General features: G+C 52.8%; 15 protein-coding genes and 1 tRNA gene. 2 read left to right on the top strand and 14 right to left on the bottom strand.

What is annotated here, in order from left to right:
• Nucleotides 1–7 precede the first annotated feature (7 nt).
• Together F3F93_RS08670 and F3F93_RS08665 are read right to left on the bottom strand one after the other, a co-directional pair.
• Nucleotides 8–2,419, bottom strand: a complete 2,412-nt coding sequence (locus F3F93_RS08670) for a cellulose biosynthesis cyclic di-GMP-binding regulatory protein BcsB (protein WP_241697065.1) — start codon at nt 2,417–2,419, stop codon at nt 8–10.
• Between the two features lie 455 nt (nt 2,420–2,874).
• Nucleotides 2,875–2,950 (bottom strand) — tRNA-Asn (locus F3F93_RS08665).
• Nucleotides 2,951–3,274: 324 nt separating this feature from the next.
• On the opposite strand from F3F93_RS08665, the gene F3F93_RS08660 reads away from it, so the two are divergent.
• Both F3F93_RS08660 and F3F93_RS08655 read left to right on the top strand, forming a co-directional pair.
• Complete coding sequence (locus F3F93_RS08660) at nt 3,275–5,674, top strand: serine/threonine-protein kinase (RefSeq protein ID WP_176958777.1); 2,400 nt, start codon at nt 3,275–3,277, stop codon at nt 5,672–5,674.
• Entirely contained in the window at nt 5,674–6,492 is an 819-nt protein-coding gene (locus F3F93_RS08655; protein ID WP_176958776.1) for a Stp1/IreP family PP2C-type Ser/Thr phosphatase, read from the top strand. Before F3F93_RS08660 ends, F3F93_RS08655 begins: the two co-directional genes overlap by 1 nt.
• A 152-nt stretch (nt 6,493–6,644) precedes the next feature.
• On the opposite strand, the gene F3F93_RS08650 is transcribed toward F3F93_RS08655, so the two are convergent.
• The 12 genes from F3F93_RS08650 to pheA form a co-directional block, all read right to left on the bottom strand.
• The gene (locus tag F3F93_RS08650) at nt 6,645–8,810 is read right to left on the bottom strand and encodes a bifunctional (p)ppGpp synthetase/guanosine-3',5'-bis(diphosphate) 3'-pyrophosphohydrolase (RefSeq protein WP_241697064.1); all 2,166 of its coding nucleotides are present in this window, start codon (nt 8,808–8,810) and stop codon (nt 6,645–6,647) included.
• Between the two features lie 478 nt (nt 8,811–9,288).
• Entirely contained in the window at nt 9,289–10,470 is a 1,182-nt protein-coding gene (locus F3F93_RS08645; protein WP_206675408.1) for a deoxyguanosinetriphosphate triphosphohydrolase, read from the bottom strand.
• A 4-nt stretch (nt 10,471–10,474) separates the two neighbouring features.
• Complete coding sequence (gene pyrF / locus F3F93_RS08640; RefSeq protein WP_241697063.1) at nt 10,475–11,146, bottom strand: orotidine-5'-phosphate decarboxylase; 672 nt, start codon at nt 11,144–11,146, stop codon at nt 10,475–10,477.
• The gene (locus F3F93_RS08635) at nt 11,146–12,285 is read right to left on the bottom strand and encodes a heat-shock protein (RefSeq protein ID WP_176958775.1); all 1,140 of its coding nucleotides are present in this window, start codon (nt 12,283–12,285) and stop codon (nt 11,146–11,148) included. The genes pyrF and F3F93_RS08635 overlap by 1 nt, the downstream gene beginning before the upstream one ends.
• Nucleotides 12,282–12,593, bottom strand: coding sequence for a LapA family protein (locus tag F3F93_RS08630; RefSeq protein WP_176958774.1), 312 nt, complete (start codon nt 12,591–12,593; stop codon nt 12,282–12,284). Before F3F93_RS08630 ends, F3F93_RS08635 begins: the two co-directional genes overlap by 4 nt.
• A 17-nt stretch (nt 12,594–12,610) precedes the next feature.
• Entirely contained in the window at nt 12,611–12,895 is a 285-nt protein-coding gene (locus tag F3F93_RS08625; protein ID WP_176958773.1) for an integration host factor subunit beta, read from the bottom strand.
• A gap of 72 nt (nt 12,896–12,967) precedes the next feature.
• Nucleotides 12,968–14,839 carry a 30S ribosomal protein S1 gene (locus F3F93_RS08620; RefSeq protein ID WP_176958772.1) on the bottom strand — a complete coding sequence of 624 codons (1,872 nt, stop codon included), beginning with the start codon at nt 14,837–14,839 and terminating at the stop codon, nt 12,968–12,970.
• 64 nt (nt 14,840–14,903) lie between these two features.
• Complete coding sequence (cmk, locus tag F3F93_RS08615; RefSeq protein WP_176958771.1) at nt 14,904–15,590, bottom strand: (d)CMP kinase; 687 nt, start codon at nt 15,588–15,590, stop codon at nt 14,904–14,906.
• A gap of 3 nt (nt 15,591–15,593) precedes the next feature.
• Nucleotides 15,594–16,937 (bottom strand): 3-phosphoshikimate 1-carboxyvinyltransferase, encoded by a 1,344-nt coding sequence (gene aroA, locus F3F93_RS08610; protein ID WP_176958770.1) that lies wholly within the window; start codon nt 16,935–16,937, stop codon nt 15,594–15,596.
• Nucleotides 16,937–17,833 (bottom strand): prephenate dehydrogenase/arogenate dehydrogenase family protein, encoded by an 897-nt coding sequence (locus tag F3F93_RS08605; protein WP_347239235.1) that lies wholly within the window; start codon nt 17,831–17,833, stop codon nt 16,937–16,939. Before F3F93_RS08605 ends, aroA begins: the two co-directional genes overlap by 1 nt.
• A 3-nt stretch (nt 17,834–17,836) precedes the next feature.
• Nucleotides 17,837–18,943 (bottom strand): histidinol-phosphate transaminase, encoded by a 1,107-nt coding sequence (gene hisC / locus F3F93_RS08600; RefSeq protein ID WP_176958769.1) that lies wholly within the window; start codon nt 18,941–18,943, stop codon nt 17,837–17,839.
• Between the two features lie 161 nt (nt 18,944–19,104).
• Nucleotides 19,105–20,256: a prephenate dehydratase gene (pheA, locus tag F3F93_RS08595; protein WP_176958768.1), complete on the bottom strand. Its 1,152-nt coding sequence runs from the start codon at nt 20,254–20,256 to the stop codon at nt 19,105–19,107.
• Nucleotides 20,257–20,316 lie beyond the last annotated feature (60 nt).

Below are 20,316 nucleotides of genomic sequence, written 5' to 3'. Positions count from 1 at the left end.
CCTCAAATCACCTTTTCTCATCAAGATGATCCAGGGAATCGGTTGGATGGATGGTATGATCTTCATGCAGGTGCGCTGCATGCCCACCCTGCATTCTGGCTTCCTCTTCCTGATAGAGCGCATCATCCTCTTCACGCGCCATCTTGTTGGCTCTGGACATACGGTAGAGGTATACCACAACCATCGTCAGCAGGAACCACAACAGCACCATCAACCAGAAACGGTATTTACCGAGCACATCGAACCAGTTCTCAACATCAGGGTAGTAGACCTGAGCCAGTGATGGCTCACTGCTATCCATGGTTTTGATGACACCGTTGGCATCGATAAAGGCGACGTCATCCTCTGCCAGCTCAATCCTCTCAATCATCGGAGGCCCTTCAACAGAGTCAGATGGATTGATCCAGAGTCCATAAGAGTCGAACGACTTGGCAATCTCAGCCACTGTAATATTGGGTAGTCTGTTGACATCGAAATAGGACTCACCGCCAGGAGAGACAATTTTCACACGCCCCTGATCAAAACGCACAGGTGCTTCGATCTCTTCGCTGAGCGGGAAGTTACCAACCGCCACGAATGGCCCTTCAGGTTTAAGCATGGATCCCTTCTCGACAAAATGAACACGCGTGTGGTCGATCATCAGCGGGAAATCAGCTGCCAAACGCGCCATCAACTGCAGCACATGCTCAGGTTTCTCGAGATAATCGAAGGAGAGATAGGTGTCGAAACCGTGCAGGAAGTAACGCGAGAGATCAGAGAATTTCTTCGGAGCTGCACTCTCTTCACGCTTCACAACCAGCGCACTGTCAGGCGTAACCTGAACATAGTCGTGCGGCATAACAGCACGGCAATCACCAATCTCAATATCATGCTGAACCACCACACGAATATCGTTGTACTGCTTCTGATACTCAGTTGGCAGGTTAATGGTAAACTGCTGTTTCAGGCCTGTATTCTCAAGACGGGCAGATTTCACCAGTACATCATTAAGGAATACATAAAGCTCATAGGTAGGGTCTTTCTCCCAGCGAACGGGCGCCACCACATTCAACAGCATAAAGTCCGGACGCGTCCCCAGAGGAACCACAAACGGGCTTATAATAGTCTGCCAGCTTACCTCGCGGGTCAGAGCCTTGGCTTCCAGATTCATACCCAGCTTATCCAGTGGCAACGAGTAGTAACCGGCATCCCCCTCTGTACCCAGCATTTCACTGTAGGCCAGAAGATTATCAGGCTTGAAGACGCGGTAGTGATCGCCTGCAGCGGTCAGTTTCCAGGCATCATTAAGCAGATACATCGGCTGAATATCATAAGGATCAGTCACCACGAGTACGGAACGGTTCGGCAGACGCATCAGGGCCAGATTACTGACATGATCCAGAGACTCTCCGGCCTCAGCCATCGGCTTACCATCATCCTGAAGCAGCAGCTTCTGGCGAATCAGCGACTCGATCTCCGACTTCGGAGCAATAACAATATTACCAACCTCTGGCAGACGAACGATCTTCACACGCTTCTCGTTATCAACCAGCATCGCCATCAGCGCCAGCGCTGAAGCAAACTGACTCTTGCCCAGGGCGCCACTGGAGAGACTGATGGTCACATCCTGCGGCAGCAGGCGCCAGGCATCACGGATGGACTTCTCCACCGGCTGATAGGAGATATTCAGTGTTGATTCCGGCAGCACATGCAGGAAGACATCGTTCAGACGGTCATCAAAGCAGCGGTCATCGGAGACAGGCAGCGAAGTGACAATGGTGACCTTAACCAGTTTGCCGCGAAATGCAGATGAGGGCAGCAGCACATCCATCTCATGCAGACCTTCACCGGAAGGAATATTGATCTGTTTATAGGGCATGTCATTAATAGATACTCGAATGTTGGCCAGCTTATGCAACGTAGGAGTGGCCCGGAAAAGCATCTTGAAAGATCCATACGCGATCTGCGAGTCCATAGGCGCATCGAAGAAGACGGTCTTGGAGTGGATATAGGCCCCTTCAAACATGATGCCCTTACGATAACCCAGCTCTTTAAGCGCAACAGTGCGGGTAACTACCGGCAGATCAGGAACCTTGATCGGCGTCTCGGCAATCTTCTTCACAACAACTGTTTTACCTTTCTTGATTACCCGGCTCTTCTCAACAGGTCGGGGCTTCATCACCGCCTTACGTACGGCGCTGGAGTCAACCCAGCCCTGTGCGCCACTCTGTTTCACCGAGACGAAAACCCAGCCACCCTGGCGCTCCATCTCCACCATCTGATCACCACTGGCAAGGCGCGAAACCCTGGCCGCAGAGGATGCAGGACCGGCGTAAAGCATCGCTCCGCCGGATGCAACCTCCAGACGGTCACCAATTGCCGCCCCTGCAGATGCAGGGACTAAAGCACCCAGCAGCAACAATAGTGAGCTAAATATCAATATATTATTCAGTTTTTTTGTGAGCCAAAAGTAAGCTTTCATAGTTCCCGTCCCATACTGCTTAAAAAAATAGATCTGCCCTGCTTCCCGTCATTACAGAAATCTAACGAACGTACAGTAGCCGCTTACCCCTCCATTATCAAGGAGGCAAATACGGGGAAAAACCCTTTTATACTACTGTTATTGAAGCGTAAATTTTACCAGCCTGCCGGCAGCAGGCCACGGCCTGACCAGCCACAACAAACTCCCCAATATATTCGCGGCAACAGTATAAGGGAGCGCGCGCAGATCGCGTGAACTATTTCACAACCATGCTTAAAACAAACCGGCCACCCGGGAGATTCGACATACAGGCATAAACTGCCCGAAAAAAGAGACAACATTGAAACACATTCGCCTGCACACCATCTCTGCCCAAAACGAAAAAAGGCCGGCAATGTGCCGGCCTTTGTATGTGGCTCCCCGAGCAGGACTCGAACCTGCGACATATGGATTAACAGTCCACCGTTCTACCAACTGAACTATCGGGGAAAATCGAGGCCGAACCGTAGTGAGCGACCCCTGCCCTGTCAACTGCCTAATCAGTGAAAATTTCAGGGGCAATAGTGCAGGGAATATTACCCTCGCTATTGCATCGCTTTGCCATTATCGCCAATATGCCTGATCGCTAGGGAGATACTGATTAACCGGCTCATGCCAAACAATCAATGCGCAGGATAACAGATACGGTTTTATTCTTGCATATAAAGCAGTTACTTGCGTGGCAGACATGCTTGTGCATCCATCAACTGCAGGAAAGTTCTGAGCAGATCAGAGCATCTCAGGCGAGCAACATCTCATTAAGGGGAACTGTTTTTGAACTATGGCACTATCTGGAAATCGGACTGGTCTGTTGGTGTCCTGGTTTCGTTACTTGTTCTGGTCGGATACAGCAGCCAACTCTCCCCTTTGCAGAGCGTTGATAACGCCCTCTATGATTTTACCGCCAGCACAAACAGTCTGCCGGCAGATGATCGCATTGTACTTGTTAACGTTGATTCAAAAGGCAATGACCAGACTCCCCAGAGCAGCATTGCCGCAACCATAGAGAAGCTCTCCAATGCCGGTGCCAAACTGATTGCGCTGGACATGCTCTACAGTGAGGCCGAATTGAAACCTGCCACGCTGAATGAGACCACACAGCATGACATGCTGGCAGAAAAGGTGCATCAGGCCGGCAATGTGCTGCTACCGCTCTTTTTCGAATTCGCCAGTGAAGAGAACCGCAGCAACATCCTCGCCCCTAACTATATCCGCCGTTCGGCTATCAGGCAGATCAACTTCAGCAATAGCAGCGCTTCACCAATGCATGCTTTTATGCTTCGCCACCCCTACAACACGCTCTCAGAGGGCGCTGCAGGCTTTGGCCACTTCAATTTCCCGCTCAATCAGGATGAGACACTTCGCTCACTGCCTTTGGCCGTCACCTTTTCAGGCCTGTATTATCCATCCATGGTGCTTACGCTTGCTGCCGGAACGATGAACATCCCCTTAAGTGACGTACGCCTGAATCTCGGCACCGATATAGAGCTCGGTGCAATCAATGTGGCGACCGATCAGCAACTGCGTATTTTCCCTGCCTTTCATGCAGACAGCAGCGGCAACAGCTTCACAAGATACAACTTATCCCAGCTTCTTGCCGACGAAATCCCCGCCAACCTTTTCAAAGGTAAAATCGTACTCATTGGCAGTTCAGCCAACGGCGTAGATACACCACTGAAAGCCAACATGTCTCGCAGTGAGTTTGCTGCCCATAGCCTGCAGAGCATCCTCAAGGAGGAGTCTGTGATTCGCCCTGACTGGGCGCTCTATGCCGAGTTGGCACTACTGCTGCTGGCCGGGCTCTACCTGACGCTCGTGCTACCACGCCTCACACCACTTGTCGGCGTCATTGCCACGGTTGCCATAAGCCTCATCCTGCTGATAACAGGCTATATCTTCATATCTGCATTCAGTCTCTGGATTCAGACGGCCATATGCTGTCTGCTACTGATCATCGGGCAGCTTGGCATCAGCATTAAGCAGTACCTGGTGATCAAAGAGAAGCAGCCAACCACGGCTAGCGATCCCAATGAAACCAATAAGATGCTGGGTCTCTCCTTTCAAAGCCAGGGCATGCTGGAAAATGCCTATGCGAAGTTCCTCACCTGCCCGATGAATGAAGATCTGCTCGCCATTCTTTATGACCTGGGCCTGGCCTTTGAACGTAAACGCCAGTTTGATGATGCCATCAGTGTCTACCAGCATATGGCGGGTCACAACAGCACCTTCCGCGATATTCAGACCCGCATTATCAGCGCAAAAAATGCCAGAGACACGCTCTCTGACAAAGGCTCCAATGCAGGCATTTCCAGCCTGCTGGCCAGCGGTGACAACAAACCGACGCTTGGCCGCTACGAGATTGTCAGCGAGCTGGGTAAAGGCGCGATGGGCACGGTCTATCTGGGCAGAGACCCTAAAATTAACCGTCAGGTTGCCATCAAAACACTCGCCCTCTCCAAAGAGTTTGAACCTGATCAGCTGGAAGAGGTGAAAGAGCGCTTCTTCCACGAAGCTGAGATTGCCGGCATGCTCAATCACCCCAACATCGTCACCATCTTTGATGCCGGTGATGAACATGATCTCGCCTACATCGCCATGGAGTATCTCGATGGCATCGATCTCATCCCCTACACCAAAGAGGGTAAAACCCTGCCGATTCCCACGACCCTGAAAATTATCGCCAAGGTCGCCGAAGCGCTGCAGTACGCCCACAACAATGGCGTGATTCATCGCGACATTAAACCGGCCAACATCATGATTCTGAAAAACAAAGCGGTGAAGGTGACCGACTTCGGCATCGCCCACATTACCGAATCAAGTAAAAGCAAGGCCGGCACGGTACTGGGAACTCCATCCTACATGTCACCGGAGCAGCTCTCGGGCAAACCGATTGATGGCCGCTCAGATCTCTTTTCACTCGGCGTCATGCTCTATGAGATGGTGGCTGGCGTACGCCCCTTCAAGGCCGAATCGATCTCCAAGTTGATGTTTAAAATTGCTAAAGAACCACATGTCGATGTGCGCAAGCTCAATGCCGATACACCCGATTGTGTGGCCGATCTAATAAACAGTCTGCTTGCCAAAAAAGCTGATCATCGCATCGGCTCAGCTGGTGAGGCACTTGAGCGAATCCAGCAGTGCCTGCAACAGAGCAGAAGCCAGGGAGGCCGCTGATGATGAAATTAAAGATGTTAGCCAAAACCGATGTCGGCATCCGGCGCAAACATAATGAAGATTTTGTCGGCACCACACCAAGCCACGGCATTGCCGTACTGGCTGATGGCATGGGCGGTTACAACGCCGGTGAAGTGGCCAGCGCCATGGCGGTTGAGATCATCACCAACGAGATCAAAGCCAAAGTACTCGATATTCCTGCCGCCCAGATTGATAGTGATACCGGCTTCACCAGTGAATCGATTCTGGTGCGCAACGCTATCCGCCACGCCAACGATTCAATCTATGATACCGCACAGAGAAAAGCCGGATGTGCAGGCATGGGCACCACCGTGCTGGCTGCCGTTTTCTACAGTGATCGCATCACCGCAGCCCATGTCGGTGATTCGCGCATGTACCGCCAGCGTGATGGTGAACTGACCCATGTCACCGAGGATCACTCACTGATCCATGAACAGGTGCGTCGCGGCCTTGTTACCGCTCAAGATGCCCGCAACTCCACCATCAAAAATCTGGTCACCCGTGCGCTTGGTGTAGGCAAAGGTGTCGATCCCGACATTGTTGAAGACATCGTCTTCCCCGGCGACCTCTATCTGATGTGCTCTGATGGCCTCACCGATGTGGTCTCCGATGAGATCATTGAACAGACCCTCACCCGCTTTGGTAAAGATATGAACAAAGCAGCCGATGAGTTGATCCGCCTCGCCAACGCAGCCGGTGGCCCCGATAACATCTCGGTTATCCTTATCGAAGCAAGCAAGAAAGCCGAAGCCGTCAAAAAGTCCGGTGGTTTCTTCTCTCGCATGTTAGGCAAATAGTCCGCCTCATTATCCCGAACGGCAACTTCCGGTCGCTTGCAGCTGCTCTGGAAAGGGGCATTTAAGTGAAGCAACAAGATGGTGTGAACACAATGACAGGCCTGTTGCCCCAAACCTCTTGATTAGAAACCATTCTTCTCTAGGCCGAAGCCTTATGAATTCTGGCGATAAACCTTCAGCACATTGGGCAACTGCATTATTTTATCAGTCACTTTTTGCAGTTGCTCCAAGTCCTTTATCTCCATCATGATCTGCATGTCTGCCATTTGCGTATCTCTGTTGGATAAGGTCTGAACACTCAGCACGTTGACCTTCAGGTCGGAAAGGATACTTGTCACATCTTTTAGCAGACCTGTACGATCGATGGCTTCGATTGCAAGATTGATCTCAAATGTCTGATACTCATGATCTGCCCACTCAACAGCAATGAGTCGCTTCTGCTTATCATGTTCCAGGTTGAGTATGTTGATACAATCAGGGCGATGCACCGAAATCCCTTTGCCCTGAGTAATAAAGCCAATGATCTCATCACCGGGAACGGGTCTGCAGCAGTTGGCCATATAGGATAAGAGGTTACCTACGCCACAAACATTAATCGCCGGATCTGCACTGCCTCTCTTTTTCGCTTTGGGTTTATTGGGCAGGGCGTTCAATGATTCATTGGCATAAATCTGGATTAAACCCTGCGTTAACTGCGCTGATGTGATGTCGCCACGCCCGACTTTAGCGTACCACTCTTTTTCACTATTCACTTTAAAGTGAGTGAGGGCTTTTTGCGTATCAGGATTTGAGATGTGCATGCGTTTGAGTTCGCGGTCGATTGCCGTTTTTCCATCGATCACATTTTGCTCATAATTCTGCTGTCTGAACCAGGCTTTGATTTTTGCGCGCGCCCTGTTGCTGGTGATGTAACCCAGATTCGGATTGAGCCAGTCTCTGCTTGGTGCGGCTTGATTGGTGGTTAAAATTTCGACCTGCATGCCATTTTGCAGTTGCGTGGTGAGCGGTACGATCTGACCGTTCACTTTTGCGCCTCGACATCTGTGCCCGACTTCTGTATGAATACCGTAGGCAAAATCAAGCGGCGTTGCGCCTTGCGGCAAATCAATGATTTTGCCATCAGGGCTTAAGACAAATACACGGTCAGAGAAGAGCTCTGTTTTAAAGCTGTCTAAAAACTCCTCATCATCACTTTCCGGTGTTTCCAACAGCTTGCGGATCGAATGAATCGTTTTTTGCAGCACAGCATCCTGTTTGGTGCGCTCTTTATAACGCCAGTGTGCTGCCACACCGAATTCTGCAAACTCGTGCATGTCTTTGGTTCTGATCTGAATTTCGACCGGTTTCCCCTCAGGCCCGTAAACGGCTGTATGCAGGCTTTGATAGCCATTGGGTTTGGTGTTGGCGATATAATCATCAAACTCTTTAGGAATATGGTGCCAGCGACCATGGATCAACCCGAGTGCGGCATAACACTCTGCAATGGTGGTGACCGTGACTCTGATGGCCTGAACATCAAACAGTTCTGAGAACTGTTTGTCTTTATGCGTCATTTTTGCCCAGATGCTATAGATATGCTTTGGCCTGCCATAAACCCTGGCATCGATCTCGGAACTTTTGAGCAGCGCATCAATTTCTGTGACAACCTGTCTGATATAGCTCTCACGTCCGCCTCTTTTCTCCTCAAGCATCTTGGCAATGCGCTTATAGGTCTCAGGCTGCAGATAGCGAAAGGATAGATCTTCGAGCTCCCATTTCAGTTGTCCGATACCCAGGCGGTTGGCGATGGGTGAAAAGATCTCAAGTGATTCGGATGCAATGCGCTTTTGCGTCTCTTCATCGGCTCTGGATAGCTCCCTGAGCCGCTGTACCCTGTAGGCAAGCTTGATGAGTACCACGCGCACATCATCAACCATGGCCAACAACATTCTTCTCAGCCGCTCAGACTGTACATGGCCATCGGATTGCGTTGCTTTAAACCCATGCAGCTTCTCCAGACTCAGAACCATATGCAGCACTTCGTCAGAAAATTCATGTTGAATCACCTTGTGAAAGGCAGCGGAGCGCAAACGAATGTCACTGAGCAGACATACAATAATCGTCGTCTCATCAGCACTTAACTGACTAAGCAAGATGGCGACATCCAGACTGCTTGGCATCTCTGAATCAACATCTTGTGCATCCCAAACATGCTGACATGCCTTTTCAAGCAGGGCAGAGCTCTGGTTCAGATGCGCTGAATTGGCAATGAGCATATCGATATACGCTGAGACAGAGTATTGCGATGTAATACTTTGCTGTTGCTTTGTATTCTTCATATCAATGAACTGATTGGCTCTACCTGCAGGTGGTTAGATATCATAGGTAGGAACATATTTTTAAAAGCAGTGAAGCGCAAATAATTCATCATGCATTGATGGGCGCAGGCTTGGCATGCGGAGTCTAAATCTGTCTCCGGAGCTTTCTTACAACTGCCATTTCACCCCTGAAAAGGTACTTTTAAGCCCGAAAAACAGCGCCAATTTCTGCACTAACACAACCGAATCAATGCTTTAACTTGGTCCGACCCGATATATAAAACACACTGGAGTCAACTGGAGGGTCAGGTCTTGCAATGCAGCATTTGGTGCCTTGGAGTCATTCCACCTGCCTTAAAGATAAGCCCGTTGAAAAATGCCTTCACCGCGATTCTTGCTGACATCATCCCAGCGGAAGATGTGGCCGTTCATCACCACAAAGAGACCGGCACCGAGAGCTGCACAGCGGTGACCGCACAGCCGAGTTAAAGGGGATGAATTAAGGGCGGGCGCTGACGTTGAAAAGGCGATCGTACTCTTCGTGTGCGTAACGGTCGGTCATACCGGCGATGTAGTCGGCGATGATTCTTGCCTGCCGGTTGGGGGTCAGCCCGCCATCTGGCAGTGCGGCTGCAGCCTCAAGTTCAAGCTGCTGATTCTCCGGCAGCATGGCCGGATGCTGCATGTAGACCTCAAAGATTTCGCGAATCACCCGTTCAGCTTTGTTGGACATGCGTGCCACCCGGTAGTGGCGATACATGTTTTTGAAGAGGAACTTTTTCATCTCACCGTTCATCTGGCGCACCGGCTTGCTTAAACTTACCAGCGTTTTTGAAGCGGCACGCACATCATCAAAACTCTTTACACCAGCCTCATCGATGCGGCGCAACGTCTCTTTAATCACATCAACAATGAGAAAATTGATCATGTGGCGAACCGTCTCGTTCACCTTCAGTCGCTCACTGGCATCAGGGAACTCCTGTTGCACCTGCTCATAGTGAATGCGAAACAGCTCAAGCTGTAGCAGACCATCAACAGTGAGCATGCCGGCGCGATAGCCATCATCGATATCGTGATTATTGTAGGCGATCTCATCGGCCAGATTACCGATCTGCGCCTCCAGTGGCGGCTGCTCATGCAGATTGAAATGGGCCAGATCGCGATTTTTGGGGGTGTCGTAGGCCGAGTGATGTTTAACAATGCCTTCGCGGGTTTCATAGCTGAGATTCAGGCCGGTAAAAGCCGCATATTTGTGCTCCAGCTGCTCAACCACCCGCAAGGACTGACGGTTATGCTCAAAACCACCATAGGGTTTCATCATCTCATCGAGCGCATCCTGGCCTGAGTGACCAAACGGGGTATGACCAAGATCGTGGGCCAGTGCTACCGCCTCTGCCAGATCTTCATGCAGATGCATCGAGCGACAGATGGAGCGAGCGATCTGAGCCACCTCAATGGAGTGGGTCAGACGTGTGCGGTAGTGATCGCCTTCGTGATTAACGAAAACCTGAGTTTTGTACTCCAGCCTGCGAAATGATGCCGAGTGAATAATGCGATCACGATCGCGTTGATAGGCATTTCGATGCGGAGATTCAGGCTCGGGATGGACCCTGCCTCGCGAATGAATACTGCGGCAGGCATAGGGGGCCAGAATCGATTCGTAATCAGCAGGAGCAGTCACAATTTCAGGCTGCTGACTGCATCATCGCCACAGCTTCCTGTGCCGCCTGAGCCGGGTTTTCCGCATGCAGGATAGGACGGCCAACCACCAGATAGTCGGAACCATTGGCAATGGCAGAGGCCGGGTCGGCAACCCGTTTCTGATCCTGAACATCCTGCCCGCCCCAGCGGATACCAGGTGTTACGGTGATAAAATCGTCGCCACAGAGATCTTTGATGGCACGCGCCTCATGCACACTACAGACCACACCATCAAGTCCTGCATCCAGCGCCATCTTCGCACGCTGCAAGGCGACTTCCCGCGCCTGCGCTTTGGGCATCGGATCACTGGTCAGCACGGTCACGGCGATCAGCTTCATATCCGGAAAGGCTTTGGCAGCAGCTGCAGCGGCAGCCAGCATCTCTTCACCACCACCGGCATGCACATTAACCATATCCACACCCAGACCACCGGCACTCTCAATCGCCTGTGCCACGGTGTTCGGGATATCATGAAATTTCAGATCGAGAAACAGTTTATGGGTGCGGTTCAGTTCGCGTACCAACTCAGGCCCTTCAGCCACAAACAGACGCAGACCCACCTTCAGCCAGCCCACCGAATCACCAACCCTGTCACGCATTAGCAGTGCTTTTTCACGATCATCCACGTCAAGCGCGACCATCAACCGATCCTGCATCAAACCTTCTCCTTCTGTTTCGGGTGCAGTGTTCCCCAGGCGTGGCACTGCGGGCACTGCCAGCGCACCGCAACCACCTCAACTCCACACTCTTCACAACTGTAATTCTTGGCGGTCAGCCGCCACTGCCGCGAAAACTCGGCGTGCGGATCAGCCTCCTCACCCATCAACGCCTGCAGCCGGAGCGACTCGCGCAGTGTGCCCGGCACAAAGGCCAGCTCACTACAGAGCGCCATGGCCTGCTGACGCGAGAAACGATTGGCCACCACTTCCAGCCAGGTCAGAACCAGCTCGGCATCCCTGCCCTGCTGACAAAATCTCCGCAACAGATCGATGCCACGCTTTTTATAGAATGTTTCATAGGTAACCAGCAACGAGATAACCAGCGGAAAGTGTTCACGGGAGTGCTGCCACAGTGCGCCAACACCCGCCTCTGCGGCCTTATCATCGGCCGCCTGCAGTGCCAGCTCAATCTCAACCATACGGGCTGGCGCACAGGCAGAATCCAGCTCCAGTGCTCTGGCTGCATACTCTGCTGCACCATCGCGATCTTTCTCTCTGCAGCATTGGCTGGCCATCTCTGAAAAGAGGTAAGCACGATGCGAGCTATAGGATTCGTTGCGTACCCGCTCCAAGCGCGATAGCAGCTCTTCAGCCAGCAACCACTCGCTGCTCTGCTCGCGAATTCTCAAACTCGCCTCCAGAGCACCGGCATGATCAGAACGGATATCGAGCGCCTTCTGATACTGCATCAAAGCACGATCAAGCAGACCGCCGGTTTGAAAATCGAGTGCAAGTGCCAGATGCGCCTGCAGATGTAGCGAGCGCGGCAGATCAGGGCGTGCCAACAGATTCTGATGGATACGCACTGCACGACCAATCTCACCTTTGGAGCGGAACATCTCACCAAGTGCCATATAGACATCGGCCGCTTCCGAACGCAATCGGGCCACCTGCACCATCTCCTGCAGGGCAAGATCGGGTTCATCAGAGAGAAGATAGTTGATACCGCGCAGCAGTGGTGAGATGCGCTCATCCTCTTCAGGTTCCGCTTTTTCCGGCTCCTGCAGCGGTCGCAGCACCAGCGCCACCAGCACTACCAGCGCAATGGCGGTAATGGCTAACAGCAGTGTATTCATACGTCGTCTTGCAGCGGGATATTGCGCAGATTATCCACTTCACGCTGCAGGCGCTCATTCTCCTGCTTAAGCCTGGCTATCTCATGTTTATGTTTGCGCCGGGAAAATGTAAGCGCCAGTACACCGCCAAAGAAGCCGAGCATAAAAGCAGAAAATACCGGGATATAGAGCGGAACAGAACCACTGCTGACACCGAGAAAGTGAAGCTGAATCGGCGTCAGATTGGCCATGGCAAACATCGTTGCAAACGATGAGAGTACGATCACCAGCAGAACGTTGATCCAGTTTACAGAGTTAAGCCCCTGCATGGTTAAGCGATCGATCCTCAGGCAGCGCTTCCTACCCGCTCGCGCAGCTCTTTACCCGGTTTAAAGTGGGGTACTGTTTTAGCGGGTACAACGACTGAATCACCTGTTTTCGGATTGCGTCCCAGACGGGCATTGCGCTGCTTGGTGGAGAAGCTGCCAAAACCGCGCAGCTCCACATGACCACCTGAGGCGAGTGCATCACCAATGACCGACAGAATGGTATTGACCACCACCTCAGCTTCACGACGTGTAATACCGCCCTGTTTCTCAGCAATAATCTCTACCAGTTCCGATTTCGTCATAACACCCTCCGATTGAACCCATGAGCATAAGAGATCAATCGCGATTCGCAAGTTTCGCTTTTGATTCGCCGCTTATTTTGCGTCAATTTTACCCAGCAGTTTACGCTGCAGCTCCAGCGCCAGCGCTGAAGGCGTCGAGTTGCCTGCGGCCTGCTGTGAATAGTTACGCATTGCATCACGCTCTTCATCGCGAATCTGCTGACTGATGGAGAGATCCACCTGCCTGCGCTTGCGATTAACATCGATCACTTTCGCTTCGATCTCACTTCCCTCTTTCAGCTCCGCATGATCACGCGGAATTTCACGTTTGGAGAGGAATGCGGTGACATGCTCACTGAGTGAGATCACTGCACCACTTGGTTTCATCTCAAGGACTTTACCATTGACGCTGTCGCCACGTTTTACATTTTCCAGGAAGAGTTCGAACGGATCACTGGAGAGCTGTTTGATACCCAGTGCAATGCGCTGTTTCTCAACATCCACACCCAGCACCACACACTCAACCTCCTGGCCTTTACTGAAATCTGCCAGTGCCTCGGCACCATGTTTCTCCCATGAGAGGTTCTCCATGTGAACCAGACCATCAAGATCAGCACCTACCGGCACAAAGAAGCCGAAATCGGTGATATTCTTGACCTTGCCTTTCACGTGAGAGCCGATCGGGTTGTCAGCCAACCAGAGCTGCCACGGGTTATCACTGACCGCTTTCAGACTCAGGCGGATACGACGCGCATCCGCATCCACTTCCAGTACAGCCACATCAACCACATCGCCTTCAGAGAGGGCCTGCGCAGGTTTGACATCTTTCTTGGTCCAGCTCAGCTCAGAGCGGTGAATCATACCCTCAATGCCCGGCTCAAGTTCAATAACAGCACCGAAATCGAGCAGACGGCGTACAGTACCGGTCAGGCGCATGCCAGTTTCATAGGTGCTTGCCACGCTCTCCCACGGGTCTGACTGCAGCGCTTTCATCGACACAGATACCTTGCCGGTCTCTGCATTCAGCTTCACAATTTCAACGGTTACTTTCTGACCAACAGTGAGCATCTCAGAAGGTTTCTGGATGCGACGCCAGGAGATATCAGAGACATGCAGCAGCGCATCAACGCCGCCAAGATCGATAAATGCACCAAAATCGGTCATGCGACGCACTACACCGGAGAGCTTGTCACCAACGGCTTTGCCCTCAAAGAACTTCTCACGCTGCGCCTCAACCTCAACAGCCATCGGCTTTTTACGTGAGACAACAACATTTTCAGGTTTACGACGCGCCTCAAGCACAGCCACCTTGCATTTCTGGCCTACCAGTGCTTCGGAATTCACATGCATATCGGTATCAGCTTCAGAGCGAGGCATGAATGCAGAGAGACCGTTGAGATTAACACGGAAACCGCCTTTAACCTCTGCAGTAATCACAGCATCAATCGCTTCACCACTTGCTGCTGCCGCCTCAATCGCGCCCCAGGCTTCAATCTTGCGTGCCGAGAGCACCGAGAGCTTCACACCGGCTGAACCACCAACGGACTGCACCATGGCACTGATCATGTCGCCAACCGCAGGCAGTTCCATACCGGCTTCGCTAAATTCAGCCCTGGGAATCGAACCTTCGGCTTTGGCGCCTACATCCATAATCACAGCATCAGCGTTGATACCAACAATCATACCGGTGACCATCTCACCGCGACGAACTTCAGGATGCTCTTTCAGTGAAGCCTCAAACATCTGTTTGAACGACTCTTCTTCATTTTCAGCTACTTCAGCTACTTCAGCTACTTCAGCTACTTCAGCTACTTCAGCTACTTCAGCTACTTCAGCTACTTCAGCCACTTCAGCCACTTCAGCCACTTCAGCTACTTCAGCTACTTCAGCTACTTCAGCCACTTCAGCCACTTCAGCCACTTCAGCCACTTCAGCTGCTACTTCCAATGTTTTGGCTTCACTCATATCGTTATCCATCCTAGTTCAATTCATGCGAATTGTTATTCAGTATTGTGTTCGTTTTCTATTTTCAGGAGCTGATCAAACCCCGCCGCTCCAGAACCCCCAGCATCCGATCTACCACTTCATCCACCCGCATTGTTGTCGAGTCGATGACAATCGCATCATCAGCCTGCCTAAGTGGTGCATGCTGACGCTCTCTATCGCGTTGGTCACGCACTTTAAGCTCATTCACCACTGCATCAAGCGAGCTACCGCCATCATCTTTCAATTGCGCCCAGCGCCGCCGCGCCCGCTCACGTACAGAAGCGGTAAGAAAGAACTTTGCCTGCGCATCGGGCAGCACAACCGTACCCACATCACGGCCATCCATCACACAGCCGGATTGGGCAATTTTTCGCTGCAATCCGAGCAGCCTGTCACGCACCTGCTGCAGCGCAGCCACACTTGAGGCGGCATGACCAATCGCCTCACTGCGCAGGCGATCTGTCCAGTTTTCACCATCAAAAGCGATGCCGTGCACACTCCACTCCACCTTCTGCAGCATCTCCTCAACCAGTGCCACCAGCGCCTGCTCATCATCCAGTGCGATATTGCGCTGCAGGGCAAGCCCGCCTATCAGGCGGTAGAGCAGCCCTGTATCGAGCACCGGCAGACCAAGCTCCCGAGCCACCATTTTAGCCACCGTGCCTTTGCCTGAACCCGAAGGGCCATCAAGGGCAAGCTGCAGGCCAGGTGTTAACTGCCACCGGCTCACGCGTTACACCTCATCCTGCCAGCGCACATTCATGCCAATACTCTGTGCCAGCGCCACAAAATTGGGGAAACTGGTGGCAATCGCCGCAGCATTATGGATACGAATCTCACCCTCAGCCCGCTGTGCCGCCACGGCCATCGCCATGGCGATACGGTGATCACCGAGCGCATCAACATCGGCGCCACCTTTCAGCTGTGCCAGACCGCGAATGCGTGCGCCATCCGGACGCTCATCAATATCAGCGCCTGCTGCACTCAGGGCATCGGCCATAGCACTGATGCGGTCGGACTCTTTCACCCTCAACTCTTCAGCATCCTCAAGCACGAACTCACCATCGGCCAGAGCCGCTGCTGCAAAGATCACCGGAAACTCATCAATGGCATCCGGCACATCATCGGCATCCACATGCATGCCATGCAGACCACCGGAATGAACACGAACATCAGCGACAGGCTCTTCGCCCACTTTCGCCTCATTCTCCAGCGTGAGCTTAGCGCCCATATCCGCCATCACCCGACGCCAGCCATCACGGCGAGGATTGATACCAATCGATTTCAGCGTCACATCCGAGCCATCCACCAGGCTTGCCGCCACTGCAAAGAAGCAGGCCGAGGATGGATCTGCAGGGATATCGACCACACTCTCTGGGGCAGTCAGTCTGTTGTTCGGATCGATTGATATCGTGCCATCTTCAGCCACATCTACCGGCTGCCCAAACAGCGGCAGCATACGCTCGGTATGATCGCGTGTCGGTTTCGGCTCATTTACTTTTGTTACACCATCGGCGTAGAGGCCTGCCAGCAGCACGCACGACTTCACCTGCGCACTGGCCACCTCGGAAACATGGTGAATCGCCTTCAACTTGCCACCGCAGATGGTGATCGGCAGCAGATTGCCGTCATCGTTGCCAGTTACCGTTGCTCCCATCTTGCGCACGGGATCAACCACACGCTTCATCGGGCGCTTACACAAGCTGGCATCACCAGTCACCGTACTCTCAAACTCCTGACCAGCCAGAATGCCGGTCATCAGCCGCACGCAGGTGCCTGCATTACCGGCATCAAGCATCTTCTCAGGTTGTTGCAGCCCGTGCAGACCAACACCAAACACACGCAGAGCAGTTCTCTCACTGTTGAGCCACTCGATCTTCACACCCATGTCGATAAACATCTGCGCGGTAGCGACGTTGTCATCACCGGGCAGAAAGCCGTGAATCTCTGTGACGCCATCGGCAAGTGCGGCGAGCATCACCGAACGGTGCGACATCGATTTATCTCCGGGGACAGTAATCTCCCCTTTCAGTGGCCCTTTGGCAGGACCTGCAATCAGTGTTCCACCGATCTCCATTATAAACCTTCCCCATGTTTGGCCAGCCACGTTTCGCGTGCTTCTCTGGCGGCAGTAAATTCATTCAACAGTCTCTCAGCATCATCGGCCAGCAGCGCCTCTCGCAGTCCGTTTAACTCCTGCTGAAAGGCATCAAGCTGACTCAACAGTGCATCGCGGTTACTCAACGCGATATCGCGCCACATCTCAGGCGAGGATGAAGCGATGCGGGTAAAATCGCGGAAGCCACCGGCGGCAAAACAGAAAGGGTCATGCCCGTCCCGTTTCTGCCTGCTCACGGCATTAACCAGTGCAAAGGCTGCCAGATGCGGCAGATGGCTGACCGAAGCGAGAAACTCATCATGCTCTGACGCATCCATAGTGACCACGCGGCTACCTGTCTGCTCCCAGAGTTGCTGAACCAGTGCCAGAGCCTCTGCATCAGAATCCTGCTCGGGTGTGATCACCGTCAGACGCCTATCAAACAGTTCGGCAAAAGCGGCACCGGCACCGGACTGTTCTGTTCCGGCAATCGGATGGGCAGCGATAAAACGCTGTGGATTTGGCAGGCAGGCGTGGGCAGCTGTAATAGCACTCTGTTTGGTGCTACCGGCATCGGTGACCACAGCAGATGCGGGTAGTGAATCAGCCATGGCAGAAAAAACAGCGGCGTAGGCGTTCATCGGCACCGCCAGCAGCACCACATCAGCGTCACGCACCGCCTCAGCCACATCGTGGCTCCAGCCATCAACAACACCGAGCTTCTGTGCCAGCTCAAGATTGTCGCGACTGCGACCAACGCCGGTGACACGACCGACAATACCCGCCCGTTGCAGGGCAAGGCTTACCGAGCCGCCGATAAGACCGACGCCGATAATGACAAGATGACCAATCAGTGGTTTATTGGCGTTGGACACAAACTACTCCTGAAGCTCTGCAAGAATGAGATTCAAGCCCTGCAGAAATTCGCTATTCTCTTCTGCGCTGCCTACCGAGATGCGCAGATAATCTGCCATGCCATAAGGTGCCAGCGGGCGTGGGATGATGCCCCTATCTTCCAGCCTGCGCAAAATTTCAGCGCACTGGCTGTGCTGCAACAGCACAAAGTTGCCGAAGCAGCGGCCACCAAGCAGCCCCAGTGTCTTGAGAGCAGACTCAAGCCGCTCTCGCTGGCTATTGTTATCCGCCACGCGTGCCATCACCCACTCACGATCATCCAGTGCCGCAACAGCTGCAACCTGAGCCAGAAGATTAAGATTAAACGGTTCACGGTAACGGTTGGCCAGCGCCACGATCTGAGCATCTGCAATAGCATAGCCGACTCTGCATCCCGCCAGCCCATAGGCCTTGGAGAAGGTGCGGCTGATCACCAGGCCGGGATGGGAAAGCTCATGCACCGAATCACCCTGTTCATCTGCAACAAACTCGTAATAGGCCTCATCGATAATCACCACCACATTGCGCGGCAACTTGTCGAGAAAGGCCTGCAGTGCGCTGTTGCCATGCAGCGTGCCGGTCGGATTATTCGGATTGGCAACACAGACCACTTTGGTCTTCTCAGTCACGGCTGCAGCCATGGCATCCAGATCGTGCGTCAGGCCGTCCGCCTCGGGTATCGACACCGAAGTAGCTCCTGCCGCCTGCGCAGCCAGCGCATAGACAATAAAACCGCGACTGGAGAAGACCACCTCATCACCGGCGCCGGCAAAGGTACGGATCAGGATATCCAGCACCTCATTGGAGCCATTGCCCAGCAGCAGCTGATCGCGATTCACATGGTGGAATGCGGCCAGTGCCTCTTTCAACAGATTGGCATCACCATCGGGGTAGCGATTCACACCCGCTGCAGCATTTTGCATGGCGATGACTGCCTTGGGAGAGGGGCCATAAGGGTTCTCATTGGAGGCCAGTTTCACGGCACGGGAGAGCCCCTTTTCGCGCAACAGTGTCTCCACCGGTTTGCCCGGCACGTAGGGGTATAGCCCTGCAGTTTGCGGCACAGCCCGTGCCATCCAATCCATACTCATAACCCAACCCTATCCCTGAACCACAAAGGTACAGAGAGACAAAGATAATCTTCTGTTTTGTTTGTATTGAGACATGTCACTACTCTACTCACTGCTTAATAAGCCCTTTATTCCCAGGTTTTCTTTGTGCCTTAGTGTCTTAGTGGTAAAAAAAATGAATTTTACAGAGGTTTGGAGACCGGATAGGAACCCAGCACCTTAATAAATCCGCCCGGTTTAGCCTGAATCTCGGCTATCGCTTCAGCTACATTTGTATCATCACGATGGCCCTGCACATCAACAAAGAAGACATACTCCCAGAGCTTCTTCTTCGATGGTCTGGACTCAATACGGGTCAGGCCGATGCCGCGACCGGCAAAGGATGCGATCAGGTTATGCAGTACACCCGGCTCATCCTTGATCGACATCACCAGTGATGTCTTATCCTCACCTGAGGCCGGTGAATCGTGCTGACCGATCACATAAAAACGGGTCGTATTATCATGATAATCTTCAATATTGCGCTCTACCAGCGGCAGCTCCGACCGGTCAACAATCGAGTAGGGGCCAATGACAGCACACTTTTTCCAGTCCAGCGAACCGGAACCGTGAGCTTTTGCATCTTCGACAATCTGCGCGGCACGAATGGTGGAGGATGAGTCCATCATCTGCGCATTCGGCAGGTGTGAGGCCAGCCAGTTACGGCACTGACCCAGCGGCTGCGGATGCGAAAGCACCACCTCAATCTCATCAAGTGAATCGGCATAGGTGAAGAGATGATGGTGGATCGAGAGCTGCACTTCAGCACAAATGAATACGTTGCGCTCCATATCAGCAAAGAGATCCAGCGTTGGCGTTACCGCCCCCTCAAACGCATTTTCGACAGGTACAACGCCATAGGTGGCACGGCCTGCTTCAACTTCATCAAACACCAGCTCCAGCGAACTGCAGGGCAGATACTTTGGTGTTGCACCAAACTGACGCGTAGCAGCGGTATGGCTAAAGGTGCCTTCAGGGCCGAGGTAGGCGATGGTCATCGGATGCTCCAGTGCCAGGCAGGCACCGATGATCTCGCGGTAGATACCGTGGATCGCCTCATCGGAAATCTTGGTTTCGTGTGATGCCTCTGCAGCAACAGCGTTGCGTGCCAGCAGTCGGCGAATAATCGAGGCCTCACGGCTCGGCACATAAAATGGCGCATTGCCCTTGTTCTGCTTGGCCTCACCCACCTGCGCGGCCAGTTGCGCACGCTTGCGGATCAGATCCAGCACCTCATCATCAACCGCATCAATCGCAACGCGTAATTCGTTCAGTTTCTCTTCCAGATCACCCATGCCAGCAACCTAGCAGCGAGCCTTAATGCAATCCATTCGCAATTACAGGTGCATATTCAG

This window comes from Mariprofundus sp. KV (genome assembly GCF_013387475.1).
In the GTDB taxonomy this organism is placed as follows: domain Bacteria; phylum Pseudomonadota; class Zetaproteobacteria; order Mariprofundales; family Mariprofundaceae; genus Mariprofundus.
This window is presented reverse-complemented; position numbering and strand designations above follow the sequence as displayed.